This window comes from Faecalibacterium sp. OF03-6AC (assembly GCF_003478175.1).
In the GTDB taxonomy this organism is placed as follows: domain Bacteria; phylum Bacillota; class Clostridia; order Oscillospirales; family Ruminococcaceae; genus Faecalibacterium; species Faecalibacterium taiwanense.
In genome coordinates this window covers 19907-34532 of record NZ_QUEN01000008.1, presented here as the reverse complement: position 1 = coordinate 34532, position 14626 = coordinate 19907, and the positions used below count along the sequence as shown (strand labels likewise).

At 57.8% G+C, this 14626-nt stretch carries 13 protein-coding genes and 1 riboswitch; of the genes, 6 read left to right on the top strand and 7 right to left on the bottom strand.

Going from position 1 to position 14626, the window contains the following annotated elements; all coding sequences use genetic code 11:
- Positions 1-5: 5 nt before the first annotated feature.
- Positions 6-1088, bottom strand: coding sequence for a 3-phosphoserine/phosphohydroxythreonine transaminase (gene serC, locus DXA66_RS10085; protein WP_118528761.1), 1083 nt, complete (start codon positions 1086-1088; stop codon positions 6-8).
- Between the two features lie 330 nt (positions 1089-1418).
- Here serC and DXA66_RS10080 point away from each other — a divergent pair, with 330 nt between their 5' ends.
- The 3 genes from DXA66_RS10080 (at position 1419) to DXA66_RS10070 (ending at position 3677) form a co-directional block, all read left to right on the top strand.
- Positions 1419-1841: a BlaI/MecI/CopY family transcriptional regulator gene (locus DXA66_RS10080; protein WP_118528643.1), complete on the top strand. Its 423-nt coding sequence runs from the start codon at positions 1419-1421 to the stop codon at positions 1839-1841.
- A gap of 15 nt (positions 1842-1856) precedes the next feature.
- A complete protein-coding gene (rlmD, locus tag DXA66_RS10075; RefSeq protein WP_118528641.1) occupies positions 1857-3017 on the top strand; it encodes a 23S rRNA (uracil(1939)-C(5))-methyltransferase RlmD in 1161 nt (386 codons plus the stop codon).
- Positions 3018-3161: 144 nt separating this feature from the next.
- The gene (locus tag DXA66_RS10070; RefSeq protein WP_118528639.1) at positions 3162-3677 is read left to right on the top strand and encodes a hypothetical protein; all 516 of its coding nucleotides are present in this window, start codon (positions 3162-3164) and stop codon (positions 3675-3677) included.
- A 58-nt stretch (positions 3678-3735) separates the two neighbouring features.
- Here the strand turns inward: DXA66_RS10070 and DXA66_RS10065 are convergent, their stop codons facing one another.
- From DXA66_RS10065 to DXA66_RS10055, 4 genes are all read right to left on the bottom strand, one after another.
- The gene (locus DXA66_RS10065; RefSeq protein WP_005944142.1) at positions 3736-4617 is read right to left on the bottom strand and encodes an aldose 1-epimerase; all 882 of its coding nucleotides are present in this window, start codon (positions 4615-4617) and stop codon (positions 3736-3738) included.
- Between the two features lie 3 nt (positions 4618-4620).
- Positions 4621-4785 (bottom strand): hypothetical protein, encoded by a 165-nt coding sequence (locus tag DXA66_RS14420; protein WP_005944144.1) that lies wholly within the window; start codon positions 4783-4785, stop codon positions 4621-4623.
- Positions 4786-4862: 77 nt separating this feature from the next.
- Complete coding sequence (locus DXA66_RS10060; protein ID WP_005944146.1) at positions 4863-6353, bottom strand: UxaA family hydrolase; 1491 nt, start codon at positions 6351-6353, stop codon at positions 4863-4865.
- Positions 6354-6438: 85 nt separating this feature from the next.
- A complete protein-coding gene (locus DXA66_RS10055; RefSeq protein WP_118528637.1) occupies positions 6439-7953 on the bottom strand; it encodes a tagaturonate reductase in 1515 nt (504 codons plus the stop codon).
- A gap of 327 nt (positions 7954-8280) precedes the next feature.
- Between DXA66_RS10055 and uxaC the strand changes: the two genes are divergently transcribed.
- Entirely contained in the window at positions 8281-9714 is a 1434-nt protein-coding gene (gene uxaC, locus DXA66_RS10050) for a glucuronate isomerase (protein ID WP_118528635.1), read from the top strand.
- Between the two features lie 90 nt (positions 9715-9804).
- Here uxaC and DXA66_RS10045 read toward each other — a convergent pair whose 3' ends face one another.
- Together DXA66_RS10045 and DXA66_RS10040 are read right to left on the bottom strand one after the other, a co-directional pair.
- Positions 9805-10479 carry a hypothetical protein gene (locus tag DXA66_RS10045; protein WP_243089087.1) on the bottom strand — a complete coding sequence of 225 codons (675 nt, stop codon included), beginning with the start codon at positions 10477-10479 and terminating at the stop codon, positions 9805-9807.
- Positions 10480-10630: 151 nt separating this feature from the next.
- Complete coding sequence (locus DXA66_RS10040; protein ID WP_118528631.1) at positions 10631-12322, bottom strand: M3 family oligoendopeptidase; 1692 nt, start codon at positions 12320-12322, stop codon at positions 10631-10633.
- A 202-nt stretch (positions 12323-12524) separates the two neighbouring features.
- A riboswitch (THF riboswitch) is annotated at positions 12525-12620 on the top strand.
- Positions 12621-12775: 155 nt separating this feature from the next.
- Here DXA66_RS10040 and DXA66_RS10035 point away from each other — a divergent pair.
- A complete protein-coding gene (locus DXA66_RS10035; protein WP_118528629.1) occupies positions 12776-13288 on the top strand; it encodes a folate family ECF transporter S component in 513 nt (170 codons plus the stop codon).
- A gap of 14 nt (positions 13289-13302) precedes the next feature.
- Positions 13303-14577, top strand: coding sequence for a folylpolyglutamate synthase/dihydrofolate synthase family protein (locus DXA66_RS10030; RefSeq protein ID WP_118528627.1), 1275 nt, complete (start codon positions 13303-13305; stop codon positions 14575-14577).
- The last annotated feature ends 49 nt before the right edge of the window (positions 14578-14626 follow it).

The following is a 14626-nucleotide window of genomic DNA, read 5'->3' as shown; positions in this document are numbered from 1 at the left end:
CCCTCTTATGCATTTGCCTTGCGGAACTTCTCCATGAAGTCCACCAGCTTGTCCACGCCCTCGGCGGGCATTGCGTTGTAAATGGAAGCGCGCATACCGCCTACCAGACGGTGGCCCTTCAGGTTCACGAAGCCTGCTTCTGCAGCTTCGGCGCAGAACTTCTTGTCCAGATCTGCATTGGGGCTGGTGAAGGTGACATTCATGGTGCTGCGGTAGCGGTGCTCCACAGGATTCGTGAAGAAGCCCTGACCATCCAGATAGTCGTACAGCACTTTGGCCTTGGCTTCGTTGATCTTCTGCATGTTGGCAAGACCGCCGATGTCGTTTTCCAGATACTTGAGCACCAGACCGGTCATATAGATGCACCAGCAGGGGGGCGTGTTGTACATGCTGTCCTTGCCCAGCAGGGTGGTGTAGTTCATCATGGTGGGCACATTGTCGGCGGCATGGCCCAGCAGGTCGTCGCGGACGATGGCAATTGCCATGCCGGCGGGAGCTACATTCTTCTGCACGCCGAAGTAGATGCAGCCGTACTTGGTCACATCCACGGGCTTGGAGAGGATCATGGAGCTCATGTCGGCTACCAGAGGCACACCCTCCACCTGCGGCACCTCCACGAACTGAGTGCCGAAGATGGTGTTGTTCTGGCAGATGTGGATGTAGCTGGCATCCTTATCATAGTTGATGGCATTCACGTCCGGGATGTAGGTGAAGTTCTTGTCCTTGCTGGAAGCAACGATGTTCACCTCGCCGAACTTGGCGGCTTCCTTGGCGGCAAGGTTCGAGAAATTGCCGGTGACAAGGTAATCTGCCTTGCCGGTGGTCATGAAATTCAGCGGGACCATGGCGAACTGCTGGGTCGCACCGCCCTGAAAGAAACCGACCTTGTAGTTGTCGGGAATGTTCATTACCCGGCGCAGGGTGGCCTCGGTGTCCTTGATGATGGCATCGAACCACTTGCTGCGGTGGCTCATCTCCATCACGCTCTGACCGCTGTCGCCATACTCGAGCAGCTCTGCCTGTGCCTGCTTGAGCACCTTCTCGGGCAGCATGCTGGGGCCTGCGCTGAAGTTGTAAACTCGTGCCATAATGAACTCTCCCTTTCCTGTATCGCACAGCACCGCGGTTTTTTGCGGTGCGTTCTGTTGATTGCTGTAGCCGTAGTATACCGGTTTTGCAGGGATGAAAACAAGAGCATCTTTGCACAAAGATACGGCGCAAAAGCCCCTGTGCGGGCACAAAGCACACAAATGTCCTTGATAGAAAAACAAAAACAAAGACAAATGTAAAATAGAGCTGAAAAACCTGATTCCATCGGCGTTTCCGGCTCTTGCACTTTGGCGCAGAAATTGGTATAATCATAAAACAAAGACAAACGTAAAAGTAAAAAAGATGCCAAAAGGAGGGAGAACAGCAGGATGTATGGCATCCCGGATAGTGTAAAGCCGCTTTCGGCGGCAGAGGAGCAGGTGATGCTGGCGGTGTGGGCCTGCCGTGCGCCCGTCACCCGGCGGGACATCGACGCAAAGCTGCGCGCAAAGGGCTGGGCACCGGCGACCGTGCTCAACTTTCTCTACCGGCTGGAAGAAAAGGGCTGGGTGAAAAGCGGCAAGGATGGCAACCGCAATACCTACACTCCGGTCATCACCCAGCGCGCCTACAACGTGTGGAGTATGAGGGAACGGCTGGATACCCTTTTTGGAAATGATCTGGCCGCGGCGGTGCGCGCGCTGGTCAGCGAGAGCGGCTGCGGCCAGAGCGAGCTGGAACAGGCCATGAAGGTGCTGGAGGAAAAGCATCTGGAAGCGGAAGAATATGATCTGTATGACCCTTATGGGTAAAAAGGAGAGCGGAAGATGGATTGCAAACTGCGTGCCAAAAACTGCGGCGGCTGCCCGATGCTAGGCATGGACTACGCCGCACAGCTGAAACAGAAAGAAGAGACCGTGAAAAAGCTGCTGGGCAGATTCGGCCCGGTGGAGCACATCCGGGGCATGGAAACGCCGTACCACTATCGGAACAAGGTGATCTCCACCTTTACCACCGGCTGGGGTGGAAAACTTACCTCCGGCATCTACGCGGCAAACAGCCACAAGGTGCTGCCGGTGGAAAGCTGCCTTTTGCAGGACGAAGTGCTGGATAAGACCATGCTGGCTGTGCGTGCGGTAGCGGGCACCTGCCATTACCAGCCTTTTAATGAGGATAAGGGCACCGGCCTTCTGCGTCACTGCCTGCTGCGGCGCGGTGTTATGACCGGGCAGGTGATGGTGGTGCTGGTGACGGCTCAGCCGGTGCTGCCGGGTGCCAAGAACTTTGTCAAAGCCCTGCTGACCGAGGCAGAAAAGCAGGGTGTGACCATCACCACCATCGTTCAGAACGTGAACGACCGCAAAACCAGCGTGGTGCTGGGCGATATGGAAAAGGTGCTGTATGGCAAGGGATTCATTCTGGACGAGCTTTGCGGCAAGACGTATGCGCTCAGCCCGCGCAGCTTTTATCAGATCAATCATACCCAGACCGAAGTGCTGTACGGCCTTGCAGTGGACGCGGCGCATCTCACCGGCAAAGAAGTGGTGCTGGATGCCTACTGCGGCATCGGAACCATCGGCCTGACCGCCGCCGACCATGCAAAGCAGGTAGTGGGCGTGGAGGTGAACCGCGAAGCGGTGCACGATGCCATAGGCAATGCAAAGCACAATGGCGTGAAGAACGCCCGCTTCTTTGCCGCAGATGCCACCCGGTGGATCGGCGAAGCCGCTGCGGCTGGTGAACGCGCAGACGTGATCTTTATGGACCCGCCGCGGGAGGGCTCTACGCCGCAGTTTATCGAAAGCGTAGCCCGCATGGCCCCGAAACGTGTGGTCTACGTGAGCTGCAACCCGGTCACGCTGGCCCGGGATCTTGAGCTGCTGACCCGGAAGGGATACAAAGTGGAGAGCAGCACGCCGGTGGATATGTTCCCCCACAGTGAGCATATCGAGGTCGTGTGTTCGATGGTTAGATTCAAAAAGCATTGATCTAATGTGAAGTAGGGTGAACCGTTTTATGTATTCTGTTACACAGCGTATAAAAATGATCCGGCAATATGAAGGAAAATAAGAAGACCTGTGCAGTCTGGTGAAAAATAACAACACAAATAGCACAGAGAAAAGGAGCATCCCATGAACGCAAATATCAATTATGATGAGATCCCGGATACCAGTGCCGTGCAGGAGGACCTGCTTGCGGCGCTGAGCAGCCAGCATGTGACCGTGCACACGAATGAGGAGCCGGACTTCGACTACATGGAAAACGGGGATGTGGCTTTTGTGGTCAAGAACCCGCACAATGATGAGAATTTGCTCATTGAACTGGGCGGCGAGTTCTCGCTCTTCTTCGGCCTGTGGCATGGGCAGTACAAGGCCGTGGAGTACGACTACGACCGCATGAAGAAGGACATTGCAACCATTCTGGCGGGCAATGCCGGTGTGCTGAGCCTGTATGTCGACGGCAGGTGGCAGGGCAGCACCCTCAGCCCGGAGAAGGTGTCTGCCGATGCTGACATGGAAAAGCTGCTGGAACGCTGCTGGCAAAAGCAGGAGCCAAAGGAAAAACTGCTGGCACAGGGCGGCAGGATGGAACTGCTTTATTGGGACCCGGCGGAAAATAAGAGCTTTATGATTCCGGCAAAGAACTGAATTATAACAAAAAGGACACACCACAACGGTGTGTCCTTTTTGTTATAGGATATGAAGCTTAGACCTTCTCGATGGTGATGCTCCAATCAGCGGTCATGGCCTCGTCCGGCTCCAGCACTTCGTGCTTGCCTTCCTCATTGACGCTGTTGGCCCAGCCGTTCCACGGCTCCATGCACACAAAGCTCTCGGCATCCTGCTGCCACAGCACGGCGTGGTCGAAGCTGTCGTCTGCATCCACAGTCACCTTGTGGCCGCTGCCGCTGTCGGTGAGGGTCATGGGGAACTGCACGCCGGTCAGCAGGCGCACGCTGTTGTCAGCACCTTCCTTGCGGGTGAGGGTGATCTTTTCAGGAGCAGCGGGCTGCTCGCCCTTGGCGCTCTCGGAACAGGTGGCGCACTTGATATCGAAGTCCACATTCTCCAGCTTGGAAGCCTTGAAGTAGGGGTGGAAGCCGAAGCTGAAGGGCATGTTGGTGTCGCCCTCGTTGATCACGGTCATGTTGATGGCGGCAGTGTTGCCCTCGAGGTTATAGTTCATCAGCACGGTGAAATCGAAGGGATAGAGGAACTTGGTCAGCGGGGTGGACTCCAAAATCAGGGTCACGCCGTCCGGGCCGACGCTTTCCACATCCCATGCGCACAGGTCGGCAAAGCCGTGGTTCTCCATGGGGTATGCCTTGCCGTCAAAGATGTGCACGCCGTTATCCGGCAGGCCGCAGTTGGGGAACAGCACCGGCACGCCGAAGCGGGGGCGGTTGCACTCGGAAAAATTGGGGTGGCGGGTCCAGATGTACTCCTCGCCGTTCAGCGAGAAGCCGGTGATCATGCCGCCGCGCTCCGGGGTGATGACCAGCTCGGTCTTTGCCTCGGCATCGGTGATAACGTACTGCTCATAGCAGGCACCGTTTTCGGTGACATAACGGGTGGTGATCTGATTCATAGTTCAGTCCTCCTTATGTTTCTGGTTCTGTGCCAGTTTTTCAAAATAATAATCAATGCCATAGCGGATGAGATATTTTATGACCCTTGCAATAACGGCCACGATAGCGGCAAAAATGCCGCCGTAAAGCAGAAACGCATAGATCATCATGCGAGTGGTCATAGCCATAAAAACACTTCCCTTCCGTTTTCATGCACAAAGAGGCTGCCGTACAGCCAAAGTGCCATACAGCAGCCTCGAAACGATTACAGAACGACACCGTCCTTGAAGATGGAGATCTCGCGGAAGCCGTGCTTCTCGGCCTTGGTCTGCTCACCGCTTGCAACGCGGATGACCAGATCCAGCAGGTCCTTTGCAGCCTCGTCGATGGTCTTTTCGCCATCGGCGATCACGCCGGTGTTGAAGTCGATCCAGCCGGATTTCTTCTGGGCCAGCGGGGTGTTGGTGGAGATCTTCAAGGTGGGAGCCGGGGCCGAGAACGGAGTGCCGCGGCCGGTGGAGAACAGGATCAGGTGTGCGCCTGCGGCGGTCATGGCCGTGGCAGAGACCAGATCGTTGCCGGGGCCGTACAGCATGTTCAGGCCCTTGGTGACAACGGGATCACCGTAGCCGATCACGTCCATGATGGGGGCGGTGCCGCCCTTCTGCACGCAGCCGCAGCTCTTGTCTTCCAGCGTGGTGATACCGCCCTGTTTGTTGCCCGGAGAGGGGTTATCGTAGACCACCTCGTTGTGGCTGATGAAGTAATCCTTGAAGCCGTTGATCATGTGCTCAGCCTTGACAAAGACGTCATGGTTGATGCAGCGATCCATCAGGAAGCCCTCGGCACCGAACATCTCGGGTACCTCGGTCAGCACGGTGGAACCGCCGCGCTGGCCCATCATGTCGGAGAAGCGGCCGATGGTGGGGTTGGCGGTGATGCCGGACAGGCCGTCCGAGCCGCCGCACTTCATGCCCACCACCAGATCGGACACGGGGATAGGCTCGCGCTTGAACTGCCCGGCATAGGCAGCCAGTTCCTTGAGGATATCGCGGGCAGCGGTGAACTCGTCGTCCACCTCCTGACAGGTCAGGAACTTCACACGGTCGTGGTCATACTCGCCCAGCTCTTCCACGAACTGATCGTGCTGCAGGTTCTCGCAGCCCAGATGCAGCACCAGAACGGCGGCAGCATTGGGGTGGCGCACCAGCGCAGCCAGCAGCTTGCGGGTCTGTGCATGGTCGTGGCCGGTCTGGCTGCAGCCGAAGGGATGGGTGAAGGTGTACAGGCCCTCGATGGAGCCGGTGACCAGATCCTGATTGTCGGCAACGATCTTCTTGGCGATGTCGTTGACGCAGCCCACGGTGGGGATGATCCAGATCTCATTGCGGATGGCGGCACGGCCGTCCTTGCGGCGGAAGCCCATAAAGGTCTCCGGCTCGACCTTGGGCAGGGGAGCCAGATCCGGGGCGGGGTTGTAGCTGTACTCTACCTCACCGGACAGGTTGGTGTGCACGTTGTGGGTGTGCATCCAGCTGCCGGGAGCGGCATCTGCGGTGGCGTGGCCGATGGGAAAGCCGTACTTGATCACGTTCTCACCGTTCTTGATGGGCTTCACGGCCATCTTGTGGCCCTGCGGAATGTCCTCCAGAGCAGTCACAGAAAGACCGTCCACTTCCACCAGCGTGCCCTTGGCAATGGGGTGCAGAGCAACGACCACGTTGTCGATGGGGCTGATATGAATTGCCTGCGGCATAGTAGTTCTCCTTATCGTATCGCACAAAAGGGCTGCTGCCCAAAGCAGCAGCCCTTTGTTGTGCGGGTGGGTTGGTTTTTCAGGCTTACAGGCAGCTCTTGTAAGCAGCCTCGGCACCCTCGGTGCGGATCATTTCCAGATCAGCCAGCACAGCGGCCTCCAGACCCTCGATCTTGGTCAGATCCTGATCCCACATCTGGGTGTTGGTCAGCACGGCGTGCACCAGCTGAGCAGCGGTGTCGTCCTTGTGTGCATAGTAGAAGTCCAGAGCCCATGCGTCATCCTGGATCTTGTAGGTGTTGCCGGCAGGACGCTTGCAGATCAGGCCGTCCTCGGTGCGCTCCTGAATGTCGCTGGAATAGAAGGCAATGTAGGCTGCCAGAGACATGGTCAGGCACTTGGGCAGCTGCTTCTGCTCCTCGATGTAAGCCAGGAAGGAAGGCATGTTGCGGGCCTTCCACTTGGAGGTGGAGTTCAGGGAGATGCTCATCAGCTCGTGGTTGACGAAGGGGTTGTTGAAGCGATCCTCAACAGCGGAAGCAAACTCTTCCAGATCCTTCTTGTCCAGCGGCAGGGTGGGGATGATCTCCTCGTGCAGCATCTTGTTCATGAAGCCGCGGATGGTGTCGTTGTGCATGCAGTCACGCACGATGTCGAAGCCGGCCAGATATGCGCCCAGAACGAAGCCGGTGTGTGCACCGTTCAGGATGCGGACCTTGCGCTTCTTGTAGGGGGTAACATCAGGCACGACCATGACGTTGACACCGGCCTTCTTGAACGGCAGCTTGTCCTCCAGCTCAGCGGGACCCTCGATGACCCACACGCCGAACACTTCGCCCACGTCCAGAGCGGCATCATGGTAGCCGTTGGCCTCTTCCATGGCAGCCAGTTCCTTGGGATCGCGGATGCGGCCCGGAACGATGCGGTCCACCAGAGTGGAGCAGAAGGTGTTTGCGTTGTTCATCCAGTCGATGAATGCAGGCTCCAGATCCCAGTCCTTGGCGTAGTTGTTGCAGCACTTCTGCAGCTCCTTGCCGTTGTTGTCGATCAGTTCGCAGGACAGGATGGTCAGACCCTTGTCAGCAGCGCCATTGAATGCCTTGTAGCGCTCGAACAGCACGCGGGTCAGCTTTGCGGGGAAGCTGTTGGGAGGAACCTGATCGAACTGGCTGTCACCCTGCGTGTAGGCGATGCCGGCTTCAGTGGTATTGGAAACGATGGTCTCGAGATCCTCAGAGCGTGCCAGCTCCAGCACTTCGTCCCACTTGCCGTCGATGTAGGGGCACACACAGTCGGACACGCAGGAGATCACGCGCTTTGCATCGACCTTCTGGCCCTTCTCACTGCCGCGCAGGTACAGGGTGTACAGGCCTTCCTGCTCGTTGATCCAGTCTGCCATCTGGGGGAAGTTGCCAATGGGCTGCACCAGCTTGACCTTGCCGTTGTAGCCAGCCTTCTCGTTTGCAATATCGTAGAAGTAGTCCACGAAAGCACGCAGGAAGTTGCCCTCGCCAAACTGCATGACCTTGACGGGTGCATCCTTCAGGATGTAGCCGTTATAGCCGGTGCCTTCCAGAACCTTGTAGTTCAAAGTTTCCATCTTGTTGATCTCCTTTATAAACTTGCTTTGCTCACCAGAAGGCCGCTTTGCCTGCCCTCTGTTCCTTACCCCTATTTTATGCTGTTGTATACAAATAAGTCAAGAGCTTTGTGCAATATTTTTAGCCCTAAGGTGACGATTTGGGGCATTTCCAGCGAAAAGCACAATTGTGTGCTAGAAAATTTGTCACTTTTTCAGTTGTATACATGCGCATTTTCCGTTATACTAAAGGTAAGACAAACCTGCCCGTGCAGGCGGGTGTCCCGTTGTACACAAGGTTTGACGGATTTTTAACAAAAACCATCAGAGAAAAGGAGTTATCGACCCATGAAAGCATTTATGGATAAGGACTTCATGCTCCAGTCTCCCACTGCTCAGCATCTGTACCACGACTACGCTGCGGATATGCCTATCTGCGACTACCACTGCCACATCCCTCCCCGTGAGATCTACGAGAACCGCCGCTTTGAGAACATCGCTCAGGTATGGCTGGGCGGCCGCAACCCGGACGGCAGCTACTTTGGCGACCACTACAAGTGGCGCGTGATGCGTTCCAACGGTGTGCCTGAGGAGTACATCACCGGTGATAAGCCCGACCGCGAGCGCTTCCAGAAGTTTGCAGAGGCTCTGCCCATGGCCATCGGCAACCCGATGTACCACTGGACCAACCTCGAGCTGCATGTGTTCTTTGGCTACGAGGGCGTGCTGAACGGCGACACCGCTGAGGAAGTGTGGAACCTGTGCAACGACAAGCTGCAGCACGATCCCAAGCTGACTGTCCGCGGCCTGATCGAGCAGTCCAACGTGGCCTTCATCGGCACCACCGATGACCCCATCGATGATCTGTACTGGCACAAGAAGATCAAGGAAGATCCCACCATCAAGTTCACCGTGGCTCCTTCCTTCCGCCCCGATAAGGCCATCAACATCAACAAGCCCGGTTTTGCCGAGTACATGGGCAAGCTGGCCGCTGTTGTGGGCAAGGAAAAGCTGGCCTGCATCGACTGCGTCACCGACGCTCTGACCAAGCGCATCGAGTTCTTTGCAGAGATGGGCTGCCGCGCTTCGGACCACGGTCTGGATTACATCCCCTACCGCGAGGCCACCAAGGAAGAGGTCAACGCTATCTACCAGAAGGTGATGGCCGGCGAGACCTGCACCACCGAAGAGGCTGAGAAGTACCAGACCTACATCCTGATCCATCTGGGCAAGCAGTATCACCGTCTGGGCATTGCCATGCAGATCCACTACAACTGCCTGCGTGGTGTGAACCGCAAGATGAACGCTCTGCTGGGACCCGACACCGGCTATGATATGATCAACACCGCTACCTGCGGCGGCGAGATCGCAAGCCTGCTGAGCGCCCTGAACGACACCGACGAGTGCCCCAAGACCATCATCTACAGCCTGAACCCGGCCGACAACGAGCAGATCGGCACCATTCTGGGCTGCTTCCAGAGCACCGAGGTGCCGGGCAAGATCCAGCACGGTTCTGCATGGTGGTTCAATGACCAGAAGATCGGCATGGAGAACCAGATGAAGAGTCTGGCAAATCTGGGCCTGCTGGGCAACTTCGTCGGTATGCTGACCGACAGCCGCAGCTTCCTGAGCTACACCCGCCACGATTACTTCCGCCGCATCCTGTGCAACCTGATCGGCCAGTGGGTCGAGGATGGCGAGTATCCCAACGACGAGAAGGCTCTGGAGAAGATCGTCAAGGGCATCTGCTTCGACAACGCAAAGCGCTACTTCAACCTGTAAGAGAAGCGCCTGAACCTGAATAAGGCATAACACAAAGCCCCCTGAACGTTTCACACCGTTCCGGGGGCTTTTGCTGTAAGCAGATAATGTTTACTTTACAAGGCTGCGCAGCACGACACGTGCAGTGGAAACGTCGGAACCAAGCAGGGTGTCGTAGGCGTTCAGGATGTCGCGGATGGCCTGCAGGTTGTCCTTGGTCAGGGTGTAGGTCTTGGTGGAGCCGTCCCTGCCGGTAAAGGTGGCAGTGACGCTCTTGGCGGCAAGCCACTCGTTCAGCCAGCTGGTGCTGTCGTCCATGTCGAACAGCTCATAGGCGAACCATGCCTTGAGGTCGTTGTCGTAGCCGCCGATGAACTCTTCATCACAGGTGAAGTCGTAGTAGTTATCCTCGGTCTCTACCCGAACAGATTTCATGTCCAGCTTTTTATTGCCGAAGTAGGTCATGCCCAGACTGAGATACACGGTGGGATCATCGTTGGTAACGAACAGGTAGGGGTACAGACCGCAGGAGGCCTTTTCCATGCTGGCCTCCTCGTAGGGAGAGTCGATCTGCCAGCCTTCGGCCTCGCTGTCATAGGTGACGGTGAGCTGGGACAGGGCAGAGCGCAGCTGCGCTTCCGACACCGCATTGGTCACAGAAAGCTCTGCTGGGGCAGGCTCGTCCGGAAGGGCGGGGCTCAGGGCAAAGGCGGAGATGCCGCCCATCAGGATGGCGGCGGTGCACAGGCAGGCAGCACCGCGCTTGAACAGTCCGGTCAGTTTCATAGGAATCTCCTTTCGCTTCACAGAAACGCTTTTTCTCTGTCCAGAGCATACCAGATTTTACGGCCTCTGACAAGCAAAACGGCATGAATCGCCCTTCAGATGCATCAAAACGACCGTTCAGATGGTGTGCAGTGCGGATGAAAACGGCTTCTTACACCTGATGGTTTTCCAGCCAGTCGGTCATCTGCTGGGCGATGCCCTTGATGCTGCCCTCCTCAAAGGGAACTTTCAGCCCGGCAGTCTCCAGCAGCTCGGTATAGCTGGCCGTACCGGCGCGGCGCACAAGGCGCAGATAGCGCTCCCATGCATCCTTGTGGTCGGTCAGGCTCAGCAGGAAGAACTGCAGTGCGGCCATGGTGGACAGGCAGTAGTCGATATAGTAGAAGGGGCACTCATAAATGTGCAGCTGACGCTGCCAGCCTGCACCGCGGCCATAGAAGGGCAGATTGTCAAAATCGATCCACGGGCGGTATTTCTTTTCCAGCTTGAGCCACTCGGCATTGCGTTCATCGGGGGTCAGATCCGGGTTCTGGTACATGATGTGCTGGAACTCGTCCACCTCACAGCCGTAGGCAAGGAACACAAAACTGTCCTCAGCGTGGAGCAGGGCGTATTTGTCGGTATCCCGGCCGAAGAGCAGATGATGCCACGGTGCGGTCAGAAACTCCATGGCCATGGAGTGGATCTCGGCGCTCTCCATGCCTGGGCATTCCAGATCGGCGGGCACTTCGGGATCACGCTCGGCCACATAGCCCTCAAAGGCGTGGCCGCACTCGTGGGTCAGCACGTCCACATCGCCGGAGGTGTTGTTCCAGTTGGCAAAAATGAAGGGGGCCTTGTAGCTGGGCAGGCTGGTCATGTAGCCGCCGGACATCTTGCCGGGGCGGCTCTCCACATCGAACAGCTCGTTGTCCTGCATAAAGTCGATGAACTCGGCGGTTTCCGGGCTAAGCTCATGGTACATGGTGCGGGCGGCATCCATGCGGGCTTTGTAGCCGGGAATGGGCTTGGGATTGCCGTCCTTGAACATGATGGGCAGATCGGTGAAGGTGGGGCGGGCGATGCCGGTGCGCTTTGCACGCAGGGCCATCACCTTCTGCAGCTGGGGCACCACATCGTTTGCCACCTGATCGCGGAATTTCCGGATCTCCTCCGGGCCGTAGCCGATGCGGTTCATGCGCACATAGGAAAGCTCACTGTAGTCGTGATAGCCCATCACCCGGGCCTGTGCATTCAGGTTCTTCACGATCTCGCCGTACAGCTCGTCCAGCTCGGCACGGTGGGCGTCAAAATAACCGGCCTCGGCCTCGTAGGCGGCGCGGCGCACGGCAGGGTCCAGATCCTCCTTGTAAGGGCCCAGCTGCGGGATGGTGAGCTGTTTGCCGTCCAGCTCCACCAGTGCGCCGCCGTAGATCTGCTGGTAGCGGCTCACCAGAGCATTGAACTGCTGCTGTAGCTCCACGGTGCGGTCATCCATGCCCAGAACGGCATTCTTCATACCGGCCACACAGGTGGTGCCGAACTTCGCGGTCAGGACATCCACATGCGGGTTCGCAAGGAAAGCGCGGCTGATCTCCACGCTGGCGTTGGTCACGGCGGGGCCGTTGGCATCAAAGAAGTCCTGTTCGGCCTTCCAGTAAGCGTCGCGGGTGTCGCAGGTGTAGTGGATGTTGGCAAGGTTCGCGGCGGTGTTGTACTCTGCAAAGGCTTCGCTCTGCTCATAGTAGAGCCGGACAAGGGCATCGCCGTCCGGTGCGGCAGCGGCCTTTGCGGCCAGCTCTTTGCACCGGGCCAGCAGGGCACCGATGTCCGGGCGGGTATAGGTCATTTCGTTGAATTTCATCGGGAAACATTCCTTTCCGGGAGAAGACTCCATATTTAAGGTTAAACCCATCTTACCACGTTATGCATCAAATGAAAAGGGGACACAGGCCAAAACCCGGCAGATGCTATGCACAACTGCTAAAATTTGACGAGGTGGTTTGGCAAAGTTGTCTGTGCAGGCGGTTGCATGGCTGCGGCAAAAGGACTATAATAAAACCATCAACAGAGTAAGACCATGTGCGTTAAGTGCCGCATCAACGGGGAGTTGTGCTGTGGACGAAGGTGTACCCGCGGTGCATGGTCTGCATCCCGCTGCTGCATGGACTTGGGTGCAGGCGAGACGGCTTGCGTCCCGCCCGGAAGTGAAAGTTGTTGGATTCACGCCCTCCTTTGTGCGGTTTGTCACAGGGAGGGCGTTTTTGTTTGTGCAGACCGCCCGCCCGGTATTCCTTTTGCAAGGAGGACAGTTGATATGAACAACTCGAAAAATTCCGTCCGCACGCTCACCATGCTGGCCTTGCTGGTGGCAATGAGCATCGTGTTCAGCCGGGTGCTGAGCATCTCCACCGGCTTTGTGCGGTTCAATCTGGGCAGCCTGCCGGTGCTGCTGGCAGCGCTGCTGTTCGGCCCCGGTGCCGGCTTTGCCGTGGGCGCTGTGGCCGATATGATCGGCGGCGTGCTGGCAGGCTACGCCATCAACCCGCTCATCACGCTGGGCGCGGGTGCCATTGGTCTGGTGGCGGGGCTTGCATGGCGGAAGCTGCCCGGGCTGCGCACCGGACTGCGGCTGCAGATCAGCGTGCTGCTGGGACACTTTGTGGGTTCCATGGTCATCACCTCGCTGGCACTGCGCATCTTCTACGGCTACCCGTGGGCAACGCTGGCAGTGCGCATCCCCAATGCACTGATCCTGGCTGCGGTGAACACTGTGCTGCTGCGCATCCTGCTGGAGAACCGTACCCTGATGAAGATGGTGAAAAAGTAAAAAGAGGCATTACAATGAATTACGAACAGGCAATGGAATACATCCATGCGGTCCAGTGGGCCGGCCACAAGCCCGGTCTGACGCGCACCCGCACCCTGCTGGCCGCACTGGGCGACCCGCACAAACAGCTCAGATTCGTGCATGTTGCAGGCACCAACGGCAAGGGCAGCACCGCCGCCATGATGGCATCCTGCCTGCAGGCCGCGGGCTATCGGGTGGGCCTGTACACCTCGCCCTTCATCAACCGCTTCAACGAGCGCATCCAGATCAACGGCGTGCAGATCCCGGACGAAGAGCTGGTGAAACTGGTGGAGCAGGTAAAGCCCGCCGCCGATGCCATGGAAGATGTGCCCACCGAGTTTGAGATCATCACGGCGCTGGGAATGCTCTATTTTGCCCAGCAGAAATGTGAGATCGTGGTGCTGGAGGTGGGCCTTGGCGGCACGCTGGATTCCACCAACGTCATTGATGCCCCGGAGTGCGCAGTCATCACGGCACTGGGTATGGATCATGTGAAGGAGCTTGGTCCTACCCTTGCGGACATTGCCGCCGCCAAGGCGGGGATCATCAAGGAAGAGTGCCCGGTGGTGAGCTACGGCGGCGTGCCGGAGGCAGATATTGTTATCCGCCGCGCGGCAGCGGAAAAGCACGCCGAGCTGACCGAGGTGGATTTCAGCAGGCTGAAATACGAGGGCGGCAGCCTTGACGCGGTGGAGTTCGACTTTGACGGCCTGACGGATGTGCACCTGCCCCTGATCGGCAGCTACCAGCCGCGCAATGCGGCGCTGGCTATCACGGCTCTGCGGGTGATGCGCACCCATGGCTGGAACATCCCGGAAAATGCCATCCGTACCGGTCTTGAAACGGTCAGCTGGCCGGGCCGCTTTGAACTGCTGCGGCACGCGCCCGCCTTCCTGCTGGACGGCAGCCACAATGCCCACGGAATGCGTGCCACGGTGCAGAGCCTGAGAGACCGCTTCCCCGGGCAGAAGTTCGTTTTTCTGGTCAGCATCATGGCAGACAAGGATGTGGACCAGATGCTCAGCCTGCTGGCACCGCTGGCGGTGCGGTTCGTCACGGTGGCGGCGCACACGCCGCGCGCCATGCCTGCCGAAACGCTGGCAGAACACACCCGGGCCTATGGCTGCAGGGCGGAAGCGGCAGCTTCCATTGAAGCGGGCGTGGCCCGGGCGGTGGAGCTGGGCGGCGAAGGCCCGGTGTGCGCACTGGGCACGCTGTATTTCTCTGGCGATGTGCGGAAAGCGTTTGCGGAACTTGTGAAGGGCTGAAGATTTAAAATGGCTCGGTGTGCGCTGCGCCATCATCAGCGGAAAAATA